Source organism: Candidatus Zixiibacteriota bacterium (assembly GCA_036480375.1).
GTDB lineage: Bacteria > Zixibacteria > MSB-5A5 > GN15 > JAAZOE01 > JAZGGI01.
Window position 1 is genome coordinate 228,043 of record JAZGGI010000024.1, and the last position, 22,021, is coordinate 250,063.

Consider the following 22,021-nt stretch of genomic DNA (forward strand, 5'->3'; position numbering starts at 1 on the left):
CAGCCACCTATGAGCAAATGGCGACTTATCGTAGACGGAAAATGTCAGGCGTCATTCAATATGGCGGCTGATAAATATTTATTTGAATACGCTGTGAAAGATTCATCCGTTCCCGTCCTCAGGATTTATGGCTGGAACGAACCTTCAATTACGATAGGAAATCACCAATCAATTGAGCGCGCACTGGATCGGTTCCGCCTCGGCGGAACACCGGTCGTCAAACGAATTACCGGCGGGCGGGCTCTATTGCATGAAACCGACGAAATCACTTATGCCGTTGCGGGTGATTTTCTGAAATACCGGCAACTGGGAAATTCCCTAAATGAATCGTATAACCTTATTTCCAGCGCCATCGTTCAATTTTATAAATTCCTGGGCTGGGCGGCTGAAATTAATCGCCGAGATAATCCCGTCTCATTAAGTAATTCAGCAACACTGCAAAAAGGGTGCATGGCCGCGGTTTCTCATTATGAAATCCTCGTCAATGGCCAAAAAATGGCGGCCGGATCGCAACGCCGTGCGACGCATTCTTTTTTACAGCATGGGGCAATCAAACTATTCCCGCCCCAATCTCACCCGGCAATTCGGGGAGGTATGGAAGATGTTGGCTTAAAAGAAGTTGAGGGGATTAAACAAGGGCGCGATGATTTGATAGCCGGGCTCGTAAAGAAGTTTGAAGACGAATTTAGTATAGAATTTGAAAAGCATCATTGGGATTTGGGCGAGAGAAAATATATTACTGAAATAGAATCGGATTTCGGTAATTTAAATCCGGCTCAAATTGATTTAAACAAACAGGTCAGTTAAAAAGTCAATATGTTAGGGAGTTGAATTTATAGGGAAAAAATCGCTTGACTAGAGGGCGTATAATGTTGTATTTTTGACTTCTGCTCATCCGTTAAATAAACGGATGCGAAAGGCATGTAATTTAGGGTTGAGATTGGAAAGGTTTGGGTGTAGGATTTGACGATTGATAATAAATCTCGAATCAAATTTATCCCTCACATAAAAACAAATCGCATTGACACTTATCCCAGTGAGGAGGGTCTCTGTATGTCGAGCCGTGGTACAAAACCAATTCTTTGGATCTTTATGGCGTTCCTGATTACCGTTTTCCTGACGTCATCTATATTTGGCGCGTCGGTAGGCCGTATTAAAGGAACCATTACTGACGAAAAAACCGGCGAACCGTTATTCGGTGTTTCCGTTCAAATCAAAGGCACTACAATGGGTGCCAAAACTGATTTGGATGGGAACTTCTTGATTCTGTCGGTTCCTCCCGGTACTTACACATTATCATTTTCATCGGTTGGATATCGAAGCGTTGATATGACTGATGTTGCCGTCAGGACTGACGAAACTGCCGAGAGAAATCAGCAGCTTAAGGAATCAGTCCTTGAAACCGGCCAGGTTACGACCGTTACCGGTAAGAGAAAGGGTATTGATTTTAACCAGACCGGAACGGTTACGGTCAAAACGGCTGAAGTCATTCAGGCGGCGCCCGTGGCCACGGTTGATGATTTGCTGGCGCGTGAAACGGGAATCACTGTTGACCCGCAGGGACAATTGCATATTCGCGGTGGTCGCGCCGGCGAAACCAACTACCTCGTTGACGGCGTTAGCTACTCCGACCCCCTTGGAGGACGAGCCCCCGTTGATGCCGGTATCAATATTTCGTCATCGGCGGTATTGGAGCTGAAGATTATTAAAGATGGCTTTGACCCCGAATACGGCGAAGCTCTCTCCGGTGTCGTAACGATTACTTCTCCGGAAGGTTCGCCCGAAAAAACTCGCTCGCGCGTACAGTTTTATACCGACGATTTCGGCAGCAAAGACCTTAATAAGTATTCCGAAAATTACGATATCATTGAGTTCATCATGAGCGGCCCCGATCCTCTTTTAACCAGTCGCATTCTGCCGGCTCTGGGGATAGATTATTTCGAGGATAAGTCGTTTACATTCTATATGTACAGTCGAGCCTATAAAACCGATTCTCGGCTGGCATACTGGAAATACAATACTCCCGGCACCCGGAAGGTTTATCCGGACTATAGTATTTTGGGCCTTGACATACCGGAAAGACAGCAAAACACGTATAATCTCGATGTCACCCTGGCGTACGATCCGACCAGCAACATGCACGTTAAAGGTCTTTACAAGGGTACCTGGAGAAAATATACCAGCTTTAGTTGGGCTCATCGTTATTCCCCGGCCACGGCGGCTATAAACTGGCAAAATACCAAAACCTTTTCACTGCAAATGAAGCAGGTTCTTTCAAAATCGACCGACTATGAGATTAACCTGTCCTACTTTGGTACCGATTTTGTGCGGAAACCGGGCGATCCGAATCATCCCGGAAAAGGACTTGATCCCGATCAGTTCTTATTCACCGATGAATATGAGACCTACGATGATTTGAATTCAAATAATCAGTTTGACAGCTATGAACCGTTTTTAAATATTTTCCCCGATTCGGTCAGATGGGGCTCCATACATGTCCCTAATAGGAATCCGTTCGATATCATCTTTTCGGCCGACGATCAAATTGGTGGAAACTGGCGAGCCGAATTTGACCTGAACAACAACGGCCTGCTTGACGCTTATGAAGGTGAGCCGTTTGTTGATATGAATGGCAATGGCATCTATGATATTGGTGATCGTCTGACAAAAGATGTAAACGGCAATCGCACCTATGATGAGATTTATCGCGATGTCACTTCGCCGACTGCCACCACCCGCAGCGAACCTTATATTGACGGCGATTCTTGTCTTGGTGAACAATTTATCGACATTAACCGCAACGGTGTCTATGACCTGGGGATAGATAGATTTGTTACGGCTCTTGATCCCGAAATTAATATGGATCTGAACCGGAATAACCGTTATAACGGCCCCAACGATCCTTGGGAGCCGGGTATTCCTTATATAGACTTTAACGATAACGGAGTTTATGATCCTCCCAATAATCGTTATGATCCGGGCGAACCATTTGTTGATTTAAATAAAAATGGCAGGCATGATTTGGGCGGTGACAATAATACCGCATTTCTGAATTACGGGTTTTTACAGTCGGGTTCGTCAAATGAATGGGTCCATGAGGAAGTAGATAGGTATACGGCCAAAGGTAACTTCAAAAAAGCGATCGGACGGGCCCACGAAATAAAGGCCGGTTTCGAGTACCGTAATGAAATGGTTGGCGTTTCGGTTATCGAAGGATTGCAGAGGCGAAACGACGATACTCTCGATAACAATCCGTATTCCGGCCGCGGGCGAGTACGTGATTTTTATTCTCGCTCACCCAAAGTTCTCGTCCTCTATTTTCGCGATAAGATTGAGTATGGTTCGTTGGTCGCTTCTTTGGGAATGCGCGCCGACTTGTTCTTCCAGGCTAATTTAAAAGGCACGCCCACGGTTCAGGATGAAACCGGTCACAACATTCAGGATATCCGTAATAAGTTTTCTCCGCGTGTTTCCATTAACTACCCGATTTCGGAAAGAGCTATGGTGCGCTTCAATTATGGCCATTTCTATGAGTTGGCGGATTACGACAGAATGTTTAGAACCGCCAATCCCTTCCAGAGCGGAAATGTACCTGTTATCGGGAACCCAAATCTGGATTATACGAAAACCATAAACTATACATTTGGCGTTAATTACGCTTTCACCGATGAGTATTCAATTAAACTGTCCGGTTACTATAAGGATTACTTCGATATTATCGCGCAATCTACCTATGACCGCGGGGGAGTTACTCTCTTTTCATATTATGACAATACCGATTATGCCCGAGTCCGCGGGTTCGAAATGGAGTTAGCCCGTGAAGCGGCTCGGTTCATTAACGGTACGCTCAGTTATGAGTATGCTTTCGCCTACGGAAAATCTTCATCGGATTCCGAAAACTATCTACGTCTGGTTGAAGGTGACGATATCTCAATCGATGAAAATCCCTTAGGTTGGGATATTCGGCATCGCATTGGTCTCTGGCTGCAATTGTACTTCACCAACCGCGATCATCCTAAGCTATTCGGAATAGGCATCCCCAATGACTGGGATATGTCGGTCTACTGGCGCTTCCAGACGGGATACCCCTACACCCCGGATCGTTCCTTCCCGAATATGGTTCTGGACGTCGGTGAAAGCCCGCTGACTAATTCAATGCGCAAACCCTCGACTTCAAATACGGATATTAAATTCCGTAAACGTTTTCGGATTTCGGGTATGCAGTACACATTTGAAGCTCAGGCCAATAACCTATTCGATAATAAAAATGTTGTGGGAGTATCTAGATTTACCGGCCGCCCCGACACCAATAATAATCAAAGCGGTATCATTGGTGGAGGTACTGAATTTAACGCCTATCCCGGCAACTGGGGACGCGGACGTCAAATAATTCTGGGATTTGGAGTCCAATTCTAATTATGAAAATAATCTGCCGTTTGATATAGAAGCAATGGGAGAATGCGGATGAAAGTTGAAAGAAAAATATCGGTATATAAACTTACCTTGTTATGCTTTGCCGTAATGTTAGCGGTCTATCTGCCGGCTGATGTTTACGGACAGGCCAAGGTAGGTACCTCGGGGGCGAAATTCCTTGACATCGGCGTCTCGGCCCGGGCCATGGGTATGGGTGAGGCTTATTCGGCTATCGCCAATGATGTCTCTGCGATATATTACAATCCCGCCGGACTGACTCAAATGTTTTCCCGGGAAGCAATGTTTACTCATGTTGATTACTTCGCCGGAATAACATATGATTTCGGAGCTGTGGCTTTCCCGGTTGAAATGTTATCGGGTGTCATAGGAATCGGTTTTTATACGCTAAATTCCGGGGAAATACCTTATACGACTTATGCCTATCCTGATGGTACCGGAGAAATGTTTTTCGCCAATGACTATGCAGCCACACTCACCTACGCGCGCAGCCTGACTGAGCATTTTTCATTGGGTGTTACATTCAAAATGCTGGGTGAATACTACGACAATGAATCCGCGACCGGCTGGGCGGCCGACGTGGGAACCCTATACGACACCGGTTATCGGGGATTCAAGATTGCTATGAGTATTGTCAATTTTGGCCCGGATATGACAATGATTGATCAATCATATCCGCTGCCAATTAACTTCAAATTCGGCAGTTCTTTCAATTTTATTGAAAACCCGGATCACTTTGCGGTGTTTGCTCTTGAGGGCGCTCACCCTTCGGATAATCTGGAACAGTACAACGCCGGTTTGGAATATTGGTATCTCGAGAAGTTCTCCCTCAGAGTCGGAAATAGATTCAATTATGATTCCGATGGATTTACATTTGGCGGCGGTCTGAAATGGCCTCTGGGAGAAACCAGCGAAATTAGAATCGATTACAGTTACCAGGATATGCACTTCCTGCGAGAGATTCACAGATTTTCATTTTCGATGGCCTTTTAAGGAGTAAAGCATGTTTAGAAATTCTGGAGGATATAAAATGTCTGCGATTCGCCTGCCGATTATTCTGGGCCTGGCCGCGATTGTCCTGGCAATGATAGTCAATATCGGATGTGAACCCGACCGAACGGGAACGGCCACGCCAAACTCGGCACCGCAAGTATTTATGGTGAATACGCCACCCGATAGCGCACAATTCTCGCGTAACCCGGAACTAAGCTGGTACGCGACCGATATAGATGGATACATCGCGTTTTTCCGTTACGCGGTTATAATTGATACCAACTTAATCCTGAATGGCCAGCTGGTAACACCGGAAGTATTCATTGAGCAGGCGTCTGACGCCGATTTTGGATGGGATTCTTTGGAAGTCGACCTTGATCATCCTCAATCCACCGCCACAATCAGGCTTTATGGAGATACCCTCGATCCGGTCAATGTGTTCACCAAACAGTACTTCTTTGTCCAGGCGCAGGATGATCGAGGCGCCATGTCTGAAATTGAATATCGAATGTATTCGCGAAACAACCACTACCCCAATACGCATGTGGGTGGAGGTACCACCTTTATTAACGCCGTTGACGCCAATTCTCCCTCGCCCGGCGTTCGTATGTCATGGTGGGGAGCTGATTCAACCGACTGGGGTCGAGCCGATCCGCCGCTCGAATATGAATGGCGACTCTACGGCCCGTTCGATGAAGACGATGATGTTATCGTCAATATAGTCCAGGAAAACTGTACTTTTGATCCGACCACCAATAGCTATATCAACTGCGATGAATTCGATGTTCTTGACCTTTCGACGATTCCCGATACCGTTTATGTAAATGTCGGCACTGAAGATAATCCGCAGTATATCGGTAAGGCACAACCAGTAGTCAGATCGAAAGGTCCCAATTATGCTAATGATAATACGGACGTTTGGGTCACTGATCGGGAAACGACGTTATATAATGTTTTCGAAGGGTTAGGCTTGGTTTTCAGTAGCAAGTATAAGTTCATTTTTTGGGTTCGCTGCCGAGACGACGGCTTTGTACCCGATCCGTCCCCCTCATTCGGTCAATTTCTTCTTTATGAAGCGAAGTTCGAGCGCGATGTACTGCTATTTGAGGAAACCGGATATATCAGTACTGATGGCCGTTGGCATCCCCGGACAATGGACACGACTAAGGCGGTTTATACTAATCTGATTCATAATGCGGGCTATACAGAATTTGATACATTGCAGTCAGGTAAAGATTTTTTCAATAGACAAACTTTTAATAGCCCAATTTCCGGTGATGTTCTTGGTGTCAAAATGCCGGATCTTGTGAATTTATTGTCCCACAAAATTATAATCTATAATTCTGATTTCGTATCCGGTGGCCCCAATGAATTAGGCTCCGGGGCGCTTGTTGGAGGCGGTTATGGTATTTATTTCGCTATTGACATGGGAGCAAGCGCGTTTATGTTAACCCGGAATATAGCCAACGCACCAGATGGAGAGAGTGAGCATTTTGCACGTTACGATAATATGAGTCCTGATTTTAAACAACACTTCGGGATTAATGCCGTAAATGTCGAGGCCTGGCTTTATTATGTGGCCAATCCAGATTATGCATTAAACCCAATATTTACAGAGCAGTTTATCGGTGCTCATTCTAATCATGAAGACTATCCGCATATTGATTTGAATTATGGTGAAGGATCGCTTTTGGACACTCGCTACCTTCGCTGGATGCTCAAACAAGATTACATTTTTACCGGTTCGCCGGAAATTGGCGTTTGCGAAAAAACCCAATTTGCCGCGCCTCTTTACCTTTATCTCTCCAAATACGGCGATGAATCAAGATTCCATGGCAAGGTTTGCGGCGTCCGACAGCAAGCTGGAGATATGAGAACGGCCGCGTTCCTGTTCACTCCGCTGGCGATGGACGAAGCTCCCATGCAGGAAGCTTTCAATACGACGATGGAATGGCTTTATGAGAAATTCGCGACCGGTGAGTCAGTATCAAGTCAAAGTCCCACCGGTCCTCAATCCTCATATGGAGATATTGCCGAACGTCGCGAAAGGATTAATCAATTCCTGAATTATCTTGATAATTTCGCAACTCCGGAAGAGAGAGAAAGATATGGCGTCAATATCAAACCGGTAGTCGTTAAATAATAAGAACAAAGAATTCTTAATAAAAAAAAGCCCGCCTTTACACAAGCGGGCTTTTTTTATTGTCAATTTGATTAATTATCAGGCCATTTCCTCATACAAATCTCAGCCAAAGAATCCGCTTGGCGATTTTTCCCCAGAGAGCGATACCCTGAAATTAAATTAATGAAAGCCTCCTTAAATTCCGAATCGAACTCAATCGCATTTCGGGAAAATAGAACCGATTTATTAAACTCTCCATTGATTCCATAAAGATATCCCAATTGATAATTAGCCAGCTTTAGTATTCTCTTTCTCGCGGCTTGTTCATCTTCAATATTCTGCCTGAACGAAATCAATCGGCGGTGATTCGTTAAGGCGTCTATAGCTTTCAAATGATTATTAATCGCCTCCGATAAACGTCCAAGATTAGATAAATACAACGCCTCTTCAAATAAATAAACAGGATCGCCATTTAAATACTGCCTGATAGCCTTGCGGGTTTCCTCAATGTCATTTTTGACGGCCGTGTCGCTAATACCCTCTACCGCTCTTAAAAGATTAACGGCCGCCTCTTTGTAATAAGGCTTTATATTAAGGGCCGCATCGGCGTAATATACAGCCGAATCATATTCCTTATTGAGAATAAATATTGCCGCCAGGTTATTTGCCGCTTCCGATGATTTGGGATTATAAAGCAACTCCATGCCGAAATACCGCATCGCTTCCCGCGTATTTCCCGTTTTTAAATATGTAATTCCCAGGTTAACATGGCCGTTTTCGAACATGGGATTGATATTTACCAGAGAATCAAATCTTGCCCTGGCCGCCCGATAATCTCCGGCCCGCAAATATTGATTGCCACGGATATAAAGAGCCTGATGATTATCAAGCCTTGCCGTCGCGGGAGAAAGATTGGATAATACAATTATCAATAGCAGCGTTGCCGCTATCGAAATAACGGATCGTGATATCAATTTGCCCGCTCGAAAATTCTCATAGACGATGTTGATGCCAAATCCGCCAATGATGCAAAGTATCGGAACAATCGGCATCCTGAAGCGCGAACTGATAAAGAAAAATGATATCGCCAGGCCATATATCGCAATCAAAAAGTATAAAGACATAACCGATTTACGCGCTTTATCAAAAAACAAAGGCACAATCGCCAATCCCAGGATGAATATTAATGGCACCGGAAATTTCGACAATACTTTATTGTCAAACACCGTCATTCCCAGCGGAATATTATTGGAAAATTCACGCCCGGAAAAGAAAAGTAACAGTTTCTTGAAATACAATTTTGAAAATTCGACCGGATGCGATAAAATATAATCAAATCCTTTACTTAGCCAATATCTTGATTGAGCGCCATATTTAATTTCCTCTCCGGTTTCACTTCTCGCAACGTAATTGGCGTCATCAAGAGTCCACTCTCTACCAAAAGGCGGCAATATGGCCGATACTCCGTCGGCTTCAGGATTATTGCCGATATAAAAGTTTATGCCGCCCTGATATGAAATCGGTATCAATTGACTTGAAGTGATGTAGTTAATGACAGTTACAGGCGCGATTGTAATCAGTCCCACGATAATAAATACGAATGCCGGTTTTAGATTTAACTGCTTAGTTTTTTCCCTTCTGGCTCGATTAAAATACCCGTAGATTATTACCGGTAAAAATACAAGTATGGTCGGCCGGGTGATTACCGCAAGTCCGAAGAACAAACCGGTCAATAACGGAAACTTAAAATCATGCCCCCTTAAATAAAAATAATAAACCAACATGGACAACAGGATAAATAGCGAATCTAATAGTAATTCACCTTCATAATACGCGCTTAACGGATATGCCAGATAAATCACAGAAGCGCAAACCGCGGCCAACTTATTCGAAATCTTTTTCCCGATCATATAAATAATCGTGATAGTCAAGCATCCAAGGGCCAGCTGGACTATTCGCACGAATATTAAAGATCCCGATGATACTTTTAGAAGTAAAGCAAGGAAGAAAGAATAAAAAGGCGCCCGGAAATAGGGAGCATTGGTCAGAAAATCGCCCTGGCCAATGACCGTTGCCCATTTATAATGGTATAGCTCATCTATCGATAATGCCGCGATCTGATTGGCGTCCTGAATTCCCCAAAGAAGATATATCAATTTCACAAAAATCGATATCGCGATAATTATAATTAATGGCTTGTCAAATCGATTTCTCATTATACAAATATAGTAAAGCCCTGAAATATTCAGCAAGGATTAAACATGGCTCAATATGCAATAACTATCATTTATGAATAATTTTGCAGAACCGGGCAATTTTCAGGCATACTTCGACCTCAATTTGACCATTCCGATTAACTCGTTGTCGCGCAATAATATCGAGCACCCTGTAATTATTTTGTGCAATGATATGCGCATAGTTAATCCCCTAAAAATCCTCAAAATACGACGGCACATCAATTGCACGAACATGAACGGAACCACTTTTCAAGGAGGCAAGAAGATGAAGCCTGCCGCCGTTACATTGATAAAGATCATACTCTTAGGATTTCTTATAACCGGCATCGCGGTCGCCGAAGTTACCATACCTGAATCAGTTAATAATCGGTTACAATCTACCCCTCCGACTTCAGAAATAGAATTAATACTCAGTTTTGAAAATGATCTGGTTACGCCCGATTATTATGGCGCCAAATCAGGAAAAAAGAGCGTTCGCGTTGATAGATACCGCCAGGTTGTCAATCGGCTGAATCAAAATATTAATTCCTTGAAAAACGCCCTCAAACCACAATTGCAGCTTATGCTGACTGAAGGAAAAATTTCAGAATATGAATTTTTTACAGTATCCAAATCCTTATTAATCAGGACAACAAATGAGCATGTTGATGAATTAATAAATTTGCCGGGTGTCAGGCTGATTAATCTGAATTCAGAAATCCCACTCGTCGCTCCGGTCGCTCAAAAATCGCCGTCATATATGGCGACATCGTCTCTGGCGAATTCGGCCCTGGCCGATATAAACGTTCCGTATTTATGGTCTCGGGGTCTGACCGGTAAAGGCAGCTTAATCTGTTCATTTGATACCGGGGTTGACGGCGACCACCCGGCCCTGACTGATAAATGGCGCGGAAATTACACCCAATCGGCATCTGCCGCATGGTTCGCGCCGCGTGGCGACTCCCTGCCGTATGATAATCTTGGTCACGGCTCTCACAGTATGGGCATTATGCTCGGCTCCACTGGTACCGATACTATCGGCGTAGCTCCCGACGCCCAATGGATATCTGCCGCCGTTATCGATCAGGGAGCCAATCTCAGCGCCACGATTGCCGATATCCTAAACGCTTTTGATTGGGTAATAAATCCGGACGGCGATATGAATACAATGGATGATGTCCCGGATGTCTTGAATAATAGCTGGGGCGTGCCTCAGAACATTTACAGTGACTGCAACAACACTTTCTGGACAGCAATTGAAAATATTGAAGCTGCCGGAATCGTTGCAATTTTCGCCGCCGGAAACGAAGGTCCTGACCCCCAATCTTTAAGAAATCCTGCTGATTTAGCCGGCTCGCCATTGAATTCTCTGGCAGTCGGTTCCGTCAATCAAAATACAAATATTATCGCCGATTTTTCCAGTCGGGGACCGTCTTCTTGTGGCGGAGCCATCAAGCCCGATATTGTCGCCCCGGGCGTAAGCATCTATTCTTCGTTTAAGGATGGTACCTATCGCTTAATGTCGGGCACCTCAATGTCGGCTCCTTTCATTAGCGGCCTCGTGGCCCTGATGCGCCAGTATAATCCGGAAGCCACCGTCACCGAAATCAAAGCGGCTTTATTGTCCGCCACAACCGATCTGGGAGTATCAGGCGCCGATAATGTTTACGGTCATGGATATATTGACGCCTCAAAAATATTTGATTTTCTGCCGGTACCAAACGTCCCTCACTTTACGGTTGGAAGCTACTCCATTTCCTCTGGCGGAGACGCCTACGCCGATCCCGGAGAAAACGCCGGAATTTCACTAACCATAAACGAACCAACCGGCAAAGCCGATTCGGTAGACGTCTGGATGATATCGCAATCTGAACATATTACCATCCTGCCCGATACAATCCGGTTTTATTTCGCTCAAGGCTCTAACTACGCCACCAATTATACTCTCTTCTCCGCTTCAATTTCAGCCAATGCCGTCTCCGGTGAACGGGTATCTATGAAAATATTTATGAACATACCGGGAATTCCTCAAGTCGATACCGCCGCAATATCAATCTTGATTGGTCGTGATATACCGGGTCAGGTTATTGAGATTAATTCCGAAAGCATTCAATTTTCTGTTTCCGATTTTGGTCAGTTTGGCTTTGGTTTAGGTTCAATCTATCAGGCCGGCGGTCATGGATTTAAGTTCAACAACAGCCCGAACCTGCTTTATGAAGCCGGTTTAATTATCGGCCGTAATCCTCAATTGATTTCAGACGGCATCCGCGACGAAAACGGCAAATTCAAGAGAAGTGATTTCCTGCCGGGAAACGAATTCTCAACCTACCAAAATGAGTTTGGTTTCGATGCCGTTGAAAGCAATTTTCATGACGGCGCTTCATTTCCGCCGATTCCGATTGAAGTAAAACAAACCGCTTGGACGACAAATCATAATTACTCGATTCTTGTCTTTGATATTTACAATCCGTCTCCGGAACGGCTTGATAATCTTTCAGCCGGATTCTTTTGTGATTTTGATATGGATCGATTCAACGACGCCCTTGGTTACGATAGCATGACCAGTATTGTATATCAGTACAACCCCAGCACCCAAATTTATGTGGGATTAGTCGGACTCAGCATGGGCGAATTTGTTATCACAGCGGGCCAAAATGAAACCGATGCCAAATCGGGTTTCACGCCGGAACAAAAATACGAATTATTGACTTCAAATGCGCCCATTCCCGTTAATGAATCAAACGGCGACTGGCACTTTTCTATATCGCAAAATTCAGGCACTATTGACGCCTTTGCAGCCTCAACCTTCGCCGTTGCCATTATTGCCGGAAACTCTCTGCAGGAACTGCGTGAAGCCGCCCTGATCGCACAGAGCGATTATGGTCTGGTTTTGGACGCGAAAGAGGAGGTAGCGTTATTGCCGCACGCTCTGGAACTATCCCAAAATTACCCCAATCCGTTTAATCCGGAAACTGCAATTCAATTCGTTCTGAAATCCACTCAGCATGCGACGCTTGACGTATATAATATAATCGGTCAGAACGTGCGAAATTTGTATGACGAAATCGCGCTCGCCGGGGAACATAATGTCATTTGGGACGGTAAAGATAATAACGGTCAACGAGTCGCGTCAGGCGTTTACTTTTATCGCCTGACTACCGCCGTTGGAGATTCCGAAACCAAAAAGATGATTTTGATGAAATAGGCTTGATAAATAAATTAGATATTTTATGTTTAGCTTTGGTTGAAATTCATGAAAGGATTTGGTGATATAATGAACCGGTCTGGACTTACAAAAATAGCTGGAATACTATTGACGATTATCATTCTGCACGGAGTCTCTCTTGCGGCGGCTCCCTCAGAAGAAGTAATATTTCGCCTCAAGGAATCGGGTCAGCTTGATTCATATCTGGATCGACTACGCCAATTGCGCGAAGCGGGAGCTGACACGCCGGGCAAACCTCTGTTGGAGCAAAGATTGGCCGCTAACAGCCAGGCCGTCTATACCTATCACGTCGTAGTTCTCCTGATTGATTTTTCCGATATGCCCTACACTGTTGGCAACGCCGATCCCACACCGGAAGAATTCGATTCCCTGCTTTTCTCCGATAATCGCAAAAATCCAACCGGATCCATGAAGGAGTTTTATTATGAAAATTCCTACGGGAATTATGTCATCGAGGGCGATGTGTTCGGTTGGTATTCGGCTCCGTATGGACACGACTTGTTCACCGACCCGTTTAACGCCCCGACATTGGTCGCCATGGCAGTTAACGCCGCCGATAATGATGTGGACTTCAGCAAATACGATAATGACAACGACGGATATGTCGACGGTGTTATCGTCGTCCATGCCGGAACGGGGGCCGAGGAATCAGGCGATCCGACCGATATCCACTCCCATAGCTTTAATATCGGTCAGTCAATCCTCGTTGACGGCGTCAGAGTATACAGATATACTATTCAACCGGAAGAATCATATATAACGAGTTCTATAATCCAGATTGGTGTTTTTTGCCATGAGTGGGGTCATATCCTGGGCCTTCCTGATTTATACGACACCGATGCCGACGCCGAAAACGAGGGTGTCGGTCGCTGGTCTATCATGGGTTCCGGCAACTATAACAACCAGTCCAAATCACCGGCTCACTTATGTGCTTGGTCAAAATACCAATTAGGATGGCTCGAACCGATTCGGGTGACGGTAAATGAATTAAACGTTGATATCCCGGCAATCGAATTTAATCCGGTCGCATATTTACTTTCCAGAAACGGAGGCGGGTCCTCGGAATACTTCCTGATTGAAAATCGTCAAAAGCTCGGCTTTGATATCGGACTTATGGGTGATGGCATCATAATTTATCATGTCGATGAATCACGCACAAATAATCGTAATGATTGGCATCCCTTAATTTTTATTGAGCAGGCCGACGGCAAATATGATCTTCAATACGGCCGAAATCGAGGCGATGCCAACGATCCTTGGCCCTATCTGGATAAATACGATTTTCACGATAAAACCGAACCCAGTTCCAAATACTATAGCGGAATCTCCTCGCAAGTTGCCTTATGGAACATTTCCGAATCTGACTCGGTTATGTCCGCCGACATTGATGTTACCTTTTCACGACCCTTGTTAACGGTTATGTCGGTAATGTATTCAGACCTCGCCTACGGAAATCAAAACGATGTCATTGAAGCCGGGGAGACCATTCAGCTTTTACTTGCCCTGCAAAATGACTGGGGCGACGCTGAAAACGTTGTCGCCACTTTAAATATAGACGATCCCTTGATAACAATAGAAGAGGGTACCGCCGAATACGGTTTGATCGCCACCGGAACGAGTGCGGTCAGCGCATTTCCTTTTGAATTTACCGTCCCATCCGAATATGCGTCACGAATTGACTCATTCTATTTTGACGTCAGCGCCAACGGGGGGTCATATACTATTTCATTCGCAGACGAAACAAATGTCGGCAAACCGCAGATTTTAATCGTTGATGCCGATGACCAAAACCCGGACAGCCTTGAAAAGGTCATTACTCAACCCCTTTACAACAATCGCAAACCGGTCCGGATTTGGGACCGCACCGATCAGGGATTACCTTTACCGGCCACGACTTCTAATTACCCTATCATGATTTGGCAGACCGGCGATTATCGAGACGATTTGTTGACGACTGAAGATATTGCCACTATGAAAGTTTATATGTCGAATGGCGGTAATCTCTTCCTCACTGGCGAAGGATTGGCTAAGCAATTATCGACACAGGATCCTGATTTTCTCAATAATTATCTGCGGGCAGAATATGTCGATATGCAGTACGGACTAATCCCCGCTCTCAATCCGACGGATGGACCTATCTCATCTGGGTTAAAATGGATGTTTTTGAATTTCCAATTGGCCTTCGACCATATTACTCCGACCGCCGAAGGCGTTGCAGAATGGGAATACGTCACGACTCCGGGAGAATACGGCGGGGTTTCATATAGCGGCGATAATTACAAATCTGTGTTTTTTGCCTTTAAGATGGAGGGTATTCGAAATACGGACCCTCAATTTACTCCCTCATGGGAGATAGTGGATCGCATAATGGAATTTTTTGGCGCAATTCCTACCGATGTGGAAAACCCGGGAGAGATGGCCGTTAACCTGCCCCAGCGATTCAAACTCTACCAAAACTATCCCAATCCCTTCAACCCCGTTACGACGATCAACTATCTCATTACCGGTTCTGGAGCGCGGCTCGATCATACCAGCATTGATATTTTCAATATTCTGGGTCAACACATTTTGACGCTGGTGAACCGCTACGAAATACCGGGAGAATATCAGGTTACCTGGGATGGTCACGGCAAGAACGGCTTGCCAGTGGCGTCCGGGATTTACTATTATCGATTAACGCGCGGCGCCCATAGTGAAATGAAAAAAATGGTATTTTTGAAGTAGAAGTGGTTCCAGCTTCATCTTCTTTATAAAGGCCGGTGTTCACTGGCCTTTATTTTTATTTGGATTTATTTCGAAATTGTTCGATTTACCTTTATTTTCCTCCCATCCGATTATCGGTGTTGACACTCGAACAAAAACGGCGTACTATTGACTGTTCTGGAGTGTTCTATGCTGAGTACGGATAAACTCATTATTGGTCAATACCAACCCGGTCAGGGATTTACCTATCGACTTGATCCGCGAACCAAAATATTGATAATCTTTATGGTCATGATCTGGGTTTTGGCGATTACTAATCTTGTATTTTATCTTTGCCTGATTGCGACACTCTTTACCTGGCTGCTTTCATGCCGCCTGGGAATCACTCGAATCTTAAACAATCTGAAACCAATCATCTGGTTTGTGACCTTTACGATTCTTATTCATTTTGTGTTTTCGGGGAAAAATGATCCGGTCAAAATATTCCAAATCGGTGAATTTAGCGTAAGTGCGACGGCTTTGAAACTGGCCGCAATTTATTCGGCGCGCATAGTCATTTTTGTTCTGGCTACTTTTGTGATTTCCCTGACAACCAGCCCATTAGCGATCTCTGAAGGAATCGTATCTTTAATAAAGCCGCTGAGATGGCTGAAAGTACCGGTTTATGATCTGGGTATGATTTTATTTATCGCTCTGCGCTTTATTCCGGTTTTGACCGGCGAATTTGAAATGATCCGAAAAGCTCAATATATACGAGGAATAAGTTTGTCGGGTAATTTGTTTTCCCGAATTAAAAAATCTATCGCGCTAATCCTTCCGGTTTTTTTCGGCGCTATGCGGCGAGCCGATGAGCTTTCGGTCGCTATTGAAACGCGCGGCTATAAGAGCGGCCAACCGCGCAGTTCGCTCCGGCCTCTGCGGTTTTCAATGGTCGATATTTCTACCCTCAGCTTGTTGGTTATGATCGCAATTGGTTATATTGCTGCGCGGAATTTGTTATAATGAGCAGAAATATAAAACTGAAAATTGAATATAACGGTTCCGATTATTCCGGCTGGCAATACCAGCCGAAACAAAAAACGGTGCAGGGCGAGATTGAGAGAGCGATCAAGAAAGTAATTTCAAAAAAAGCCACTCTGTACGTTGCCGGTCGCACCGATGCCGGAGTTCACGCCCGAGGGCAAGTAGCCAATTTTAGGACAGAATCAAAATTAACTCCATCTAAATTACGAGATGCCTTGAATTTTTACCTGCCGAATGATATATTGATTGTTTCGGCGCATGAAGTTCCGATTGATTTTCATGCCCGATATGATGCGATTTACAGGCATTATTGCTATAATATTGCTGGCGAGCGCTCGGCCTTTGACAATGATAGAACCTGGCTGGTGCGCGCGTCTTTGAACAGAGCGGCTCTTGAAAGGGCGGCCGATTATATAATTGGAGATCATGATTTCGCTTCGTTTTGCGTATCAAGTTCTTTGAAAGAAAATAATCATTGCCTGATCTATCACTCGCGATGGATAAGCAATAAGAAATGTTTGAGTTATGAGATAACTGCCGACAGGTTTTTGCATACGATGATCAGGTCGTTAGTCGGTTTAATGATAGAATTCGCGCGCGGCGCGATTACATTTAAACGCTTTAAGGAAATATTTCACGGCGGCGACCATTCCGCCCTGCCCCGGATAGCCCCGGCGCTGGGCCTTTGTCTGGTTGAAGTCGAATATTAAAATATGGGGAGATAAAAATGAAGTTTTTTATCGACACGGCCAATCTCGATGAAATAAAACAGGCGGCCGATATGGGGATTTTGGATGGCGTTACTACGAATCCATCTTTGTTGGCCAAAGAAAAGGGCTCCTACAAAGAGATCCTGACGAAAATATGCAAAATCGTTCCGGGATCGGTATCGGCCGAAGTGGTGGCGATTGATGCCGAGGGCATGATCAGGGAAGGCAAAGAACTGGCCCGAATAGCGGACAATATAACCATCAAAATCCCGACCATTCTGGAAGGTCTCAAGGCGATTAAATCTCTCGCCGCCGAAGGCATCATGACCAACGCGACGCTCGTTTTTAATCCTATGCAGGCTTTGATGGTCGCCAAAGCGGGAGCGACTTATGCCTCGCCGTTTATCGGTCGCATCGACGACATGTCTCATGACGGCATGCGATTAATCGAAAAAATCATCGTCATATATGAAAATTACGGCTATGAAACGCAGGTTTTATCGGCTTCGATTCGAACCACGCAGCACGTCATCCAGTCAGCCTTAATGGGCGCCCATGTATGTACAATGCCGTTTAAGGTTATCACTCAGTTGATCAAGCACCCGCTGACCGATATCGGACTCAAAAAATTCCTCGAAGATTGGGAAAAGGTGAATAAGGGCTAATAATGATAGAACGATATACTCTCCCGGAAATGGGAAGCGTCTGGATGGAGCAAAACAAATTTGAAAGCTGGCTGAAAGTCGAAATCGCCGCCAGCCGCGCCCTGGCCGATTTGGGCATAATCCCTAAAAAGGCCTTCCGGGTTATCGAAAAGAAAGCCGCCTTTAGCCTCAAGCGGATCGAAAAAATCGAAGCCAGAGTCGATCATGATGTGATTGCCTTTTTGACTTCCGTCGCGGAGAAGGTCGGGCCCGAAGCCAAATTTATTCATTACGGCATGACCTCTTCGGATGTTCTTGATACGGCTACAGCTTTATGCTTGAAACAGGCGTCCGAGCTTATTGATAAAAAAATAATTCGCGCTCTCTCGGCTATACGCTCTTTGGCCAAACGGCATAAACTAACACCGATAATCGGGCGCACTCACGGCGTATTCGCCGAACCGACTAGCCTGGGATTGAAATTCGCCATGTGGTACACTGAGCTTAAGCGGGGACAAAAGAGATTCAAAATGGCTGCCAATGAAGTCGCCGTTGGCAAAATTTCCGGAGCTGTCGGCAATTTCGCCAACCTCGACCCGATTGTAGAAAAAAAGGTCTGTCGCGAACTTAAACTCACACCAGCGGAAGTCTCTACCCAGGTCGTTCAGCGTGACCGTTATGCCGCCTATTTAAATACCATCGCGTTAATCGGGTCGTCTCTGGAAAAATTCGCGACCGAAATCAGGAACCTTCAGCGCAGTGAAATCGGAGAGCTACAGGAGGGATTTGCCAAAGGTCAAAAAGGTTCTTCGGCCATGCCTCATAAAAAAAATCCGATCACAGCCGAGCGCATCGCAGGCTTATCCCGAGTCTTGCGCGGCAATGCATTGGCCGGGATGGAAAACATTGCCCTCTGGCATGAACGCGATATTACTCACAGCTCGGTGGAACGAGTTATTATCCCCGATAGCTGTATCTTAATCGATTATATGCTGGAAAAATTTATCGGTGTCCTGAAAAATCTGATCGTCAATAAAAAACGCATGAAAGAAAATATTTTTATGACCGGCGGCCTCGTCTTTTCGCAACGACTTCTGCTTAAACTTGCCGGTCCGGTAGGCAGTCGAGAAAAGGCTTATCGAATTGTACAAATCAATGCAATGGAAGCTCACCAGGGCAAAGAAACATTTATTAACCTTGTCAAGTCCGACCCGCGCGTAACGGCTCATTTATCGCCCGAGGAAATTGACGAGTGTTTCGGTTTGGATTATTATTTGCGAAACGTTTCCAAAATATTCAAAAGGGTATTTGGATGACTATTGCCAGAGACGGATTGCCTATTATTTTTGGAACCTTGGTACCGGGAATTATAATTCTCGCTCTGTATTCATCATATCCGCATTGGTGGTTTATGCTTATCGGAATTGTTGTATCAATCTTCGGCTTATTCTGCGTTGCCTTCTTTCGCAATCCGAAACGCAAAATTCCGGATGATAGTTCATCAATTGTTTCTCCTGCCGATGGAAAGGTGATTAAAATTCTTGAAGTTGATGATGAATATGTAGGCACGGCCTACAGAGTCGATATTTTTCTATCCATCTTTGACGTTCATCTGAATCGCATTCCTTTCAAAGGCCGCGTTGATTTTGTAAATTACCGGCCGGGAAAATTTATCTCGGCCTTCAAAGATAAAGCCTCGGAAGATAACGAGCGAACCGATATCGGGATAGAAAGCAATCGCGGTAAATTCCGGGTGGCGCAGATTGCCGGCCTTATCGCGCGTCGAATCGTTTGCCGCCTTAAGAAAAACGATGCCGTCAATATCGGTCAGCTCTTTGGCATGATAAGATTTGGTTCCCGAACCGAAATTACCTTTCCGAAAACATTTTCGCCCGTTGTAAAAGTAGGCCAACATGTCAAAGGCGGAGAAACTATTGTCGGGAGAATCGCCTGATATGCCGAATTACCGTCCCATATTTCCTGGTATTTTTACCGCCGGTAATATCTTGTGCGGCTTCTTGTCTTTGATATACGCCGCCGAAGGAAAACCGGTGGCCGCCGCCTGGCTTATCGTCTTTGCCGGGATTCTCGACGCTTTCGACGGCAAAGTCGCTCGTTTATCCGGAGGCGTAACGGATTTGGGCAAAGAGCTGGATTCATTGGCTGATTACATATCTTTCGGCATTGCTCCCGCATTCCTTATTCATACGTTTAAGCTTAATGTTTTTGGTGAAGGGGGCCTAATCGTTGGATTGATGTATATAACTGCCTCCGGCTACCGCCTGGCTCGCTTTAACCTGCTCTCATCATCTGACGAAAAGCAGAATTTCCTCGGCCTCCCGGTTCCCATTGCCGCGATGGCGCTGATAGGCTATATAATTTTCTGCCATCATCTATGGGGCCAGATTGAGTACGCCGAATATCTCATCGTTATGATGATTCTTTTCTCGGCCCTGATGGTCTCTCAAGTGGAATATTATGCCTTGCCGGATAATTTTAATACTCGCGAAAACAGAATTAAATTATTATATATAATTGCGCTGGCGATAGCCGGCCTAATTAAGCCGAGACTATTAATGTTCCCATTGTTCATTATGTATATTTTGGGAGGATTAATAATGGAAGGTGTCAGAATTATAAAAAGCAGTAAGCAAGAATGAACATGCGGTCTGTTTTGCTATTTGAAAGGAATAGAAGTTGAGCAAATCAAAAGCGGTTGTATATATTCGTCTCAAAGACGGAGTTTTGGACCCTCAGGGAAAAACTATCGCGCATGCGATGAGCAATATGGGGTATAACGAATTCGAATCCGTCCGTAGCGGACGCTTTTTTGAATTGGAATGCGACTCACGACCCGATTTGGAAAAAAGAATTGACGAGATTTGCCGTAAGCTCCTGGCCAATCCCGTTATCGAAAACTATAAAGTGGAAATGATCGCATGAAATTCGGTGTCGTAACATTTCCCGGTTCCAACGGCGATTATGATTCCTATACTGCCGCAAAATTCGCCCTCGGAAAAGAAACAACCTTTTTATGGCATAAATCGAGCTCCCTCGAAGGATGCGATGTCGTTATCCTGCCCGGCGGATTTTCATACGGCGATTACCTGCGCAGCGGCTCGATCGCGAGATTTTCTCCAATTATGAAATCTGTTATCAAATTTGCCAATTCCGGCGGCATTGTAATCGGCTTTTGCAACGGATTTCAGGTCCTGGTGGAATCCGGACTACTTCCCGGCGCCCTGATGCGCAATTCTCATCTGCGTTTCCGTAATAGATTTGTATATCTCAAGGTGGAAGATTATAATACGCCGTTTACCAACGCCTGCGCCCCCGGAAAAACGTTAAAGATTCCGATTGCTCACGGCGACGGCAATTACTATAATTTTCAATCGGAACTTGATGATCTCGAAAAGAATGGCCAGATTATTTTCAGGTATGCGGAAGAAGACGGAACAGTTACTGAAAAGGCGAATCCCAACGGGTCGCTTCTCAATATTGCCGGGATTTGCAGCAAAGAAAGCAACGTACTGGGAATGATGCCGCATCCGGAACGGGCCGCGGAAAAGATTCTTAATTCCGATGACGGCCTATATGTATTTAAATCAATGGCCGCTCATTTTGAAAAAAAACCGGCTAAAACGGGCTAAATGCCAAATATCGGTTTGATATGAAAAGACGCGAAGTTATCTTTATTGTTACCAGTTTGATTCTGGGAGCTGTCATCGGCGGACTGGTGGGAGACATAATCGCGACCTATCTTCCACCCGGAGCGGCCAAAACCTTGTTTTCCAAATCGATTCAGATCGGAATCGACACGACTCGATTTGATTTTTATGCGATCGCCTTTACTTTTGGACTCATGATAAAAATAAACTTTTTATCGGTTCTGACCGTAGTATTAGTGATTGTTTATTTTCGCTGGTGGTATTTATAATCGGCGACTAAAGGAG

16 protein-coding genes are annotated in these 22,021 nt (G+C 45.0%); 15 read left to right on the top strand and 1 reads right to left on the bottom strand.

The features are described from left to right. Nucleotides 1-9: 9 nt before the first annotated feature. From V3V99_07065 to V3V99_07080, 4 genes are all read left to right on the top strand, one after another. Nucleotides 10-807, top strand: coding sequence for a hypothetical protein (locus tag V3V99_07065; GenBank protein ID MEE9442411.1), 798 nt, complete (start codon nt 10-12; stop codon nt 805-807). 246 nt (nt 808-1,053) lie between these two features. After that, nucleotides 1,054-4,416, top strand: a complete 3,363-nt coding sequence (locus V3V99_07070) for a TonB-dependent receptor (GenBank protein ID MEE9442412.1) — start codon at nt 1,054-1,056, stop codon at nt 4,414-4,416. A gap of 48 nt (nt 4,417-4,464) precedes the next feature. After that, on the top strand, nt 4,465-5,424 hold the full coding sequence (locus V3V99_07075) for a PorV/PorQ family protein (protein MEE9442413.1): 960 nt from the start codon (nt 4,465-4,467) through the stop codon (nt 5,422-5,424). Nucleotides 5,425-5,434: 10 nt separating this feature from the next. Then, the gene (locus V3V99_07080; protein ID MEE9442414.1) at nt 5,435-7,567 is read left to right on the top strand and encodes a hypothetical protein; all 2,133 of its coding nucleotides are present in this window, start codon (nt 5,435-5,437) and stop codon (nt 7,565-7,567) included. A gap of 71 nt (nt 7,568-7,638) precedes the next feature. Here the strand turns inward: V3V99_07080 and V3V99_07085 are convergent, their stop codons facing one another. After that, on the bottom strand, nt 7,639-9,708 hold the full coding sequence (locus V3V99_07085; GenBank protein MEE9442415.1) for a glycosyltransferase family 39 protein: 2,070 nt from the start codon (nt 9,706-9,708) through the stop codon (nt 7,639-7,641). Nucleotides 9,709-10,048: 340 nt separating this feature from the next. Here V3V99_07085 and V3V99_07090 point away from each other — a divergent pair, with 340 nt between their 5' ends. From V3V99_07090 to V3V99_07140, 11 genes are all read left to right on the top strand, one after another. Next, nucleotides 10,049-12,967, top strand: coding sequence for a S8 family serine peptidase (locus V3V99_07090; protein MEE9442416.1), 2,919 nt, complete (start codon nt 10,049-10,051; stop codon nt 12,965-12,967). Between the two features lie 69 nt (nt 12,968-13,036). Then, the gene (locus tag V3V99_07095) at nt 13,037-15,712 is read left to right on the top strand and encodes a M6 family metalloprotease domain-containing protein (GenBank protein ID MEE9442417.1); all 2,676 of its coding nucleotides are present in this window, start codon (nt 13,037-13,039) and stop codon (nt 15,710-15,712) included. 168 nt (nt 15,713-15,880) lie between these two features. Beyond that, nucleotides 15,881-16,693 carry an energy-coupling factor transporter transmembrane component T gene (locus V3V99_07100; protein MEE9442418.1) on the top strand — a complete coding sequence of 271 codons (813 nt, stop codon included), beginning with the start codon at nt 15,881-15,883 and terminating at the stop codon, nt 16,691-16,693. Next, nucleotides 16,693-17,424 carry a tRNA pseudouridine(38-40) synthase TruA gene (truA, locus tag V3V99_07105; GenBank protein ID MEE9442419.1) on the top strand — a complete coding sequence of 244 codons (732 nt, stop codon included), beginning with the start codon at nt 16,693-16,695 and terminating at the stop codon, nt 17,422-17,424. The genes V3V99_07100 and truA overlap by 1 nt, the downstream gene beginning before the upstream one ends. 17 nt (nt 17,425-17,441) lie before the next feature. Next, complete coding sequence (gene fsa, locus V3V99_07110; protein MEE9442420.1) at nt 17,442-18,089, top strand: fructose-6-phosphate aldolase; 648 nt, start codon at nt 17,442-17,444, stop codon at nt 18,087-18,089. A 2-nt stretch (nt 18,090-18,091) separates the two neighbouring features. Next, nucleotides 18,092-19,384 (top strand): adenylosuccinate lyase, encoded by a 1,293-nt coding sequence (gene purB / locus V3V99_07115; GenBank protein MEE9442421.1) that lies wholly within the window; start codon nt 18,092-18,094, stop codon nt 19,382-19,384. Continuing rightward, nucleotides 19,381-20,022 carry a phosphatidylserine decarboxylase family protein gene (locus V3V99_07120; GenBank protein MEE9442422.1) on the top strand — a complete coding sequence of 214 codons (642 nt, stop codon included), beginning with the start codon at nt 19,381-19,383 and terminating at the stop codon, nt 20,020-20,022. The genes purB and V3V99_07120 overlap by 4 nt, the downstream gene beginning before the upstream one ends. Beyond that, nucleotides 19,982-20,728 (top strand): CDP-diacylglycerol--serine O-phosphatidyltransferase, encoded by a 747-nt coding sequence (pssA, locus tag V3V99_07125; GenBank protein ID MEE9442423.1) that lies wholly within the window; start codon nt 19,982-19,984, stop codon nt 20,726-20,728. Before V3V99_07120 ends, pssA begins: the two co-directional genes overlap by 41 nt. Before the next feature lie 37 nt (nt 20,729-20,765). After that, nucleotides 20,766-21,011, top strand: coding sequence for a phosphoribosylformylglycinamidine synthase subunit PurS (gene purS / locus V3V99_07130; protein ID MEE9442424.1), 246 nt, complete (start codon nt 20,766-20,768; stop codon nt 21,009-21,011). Continuing rightward, nucleotides 21,008-21,718 (top strand): phosphoribosylformylglycinamidine synthase subunit PurQ, encoded by a 711-nt coding sequence (gene purQ, locus V3V99_07135; protein MEE9442425.1) that lies wholly within the window; start codon nt 21,008-21,010, stop codon nt 21,716-21,718. The genes purS and purQ overlap by 4 nt, the downstream gene beginning before the upstream one ends. A gap of 20 nt (nt 21,719-21,738) precedes the next feature. After that, a complete protein-coding gene (locus V3V99_07140; protein MEE9442426.1) occupies nt 21,739-22,005 on the top strand; it encodes a DUF4321 domain-containing protein in 267 nt (88 codons plus the stop codon). Nucleotides 22,006-22,021 lie beyond the last annotated feature (16 nt).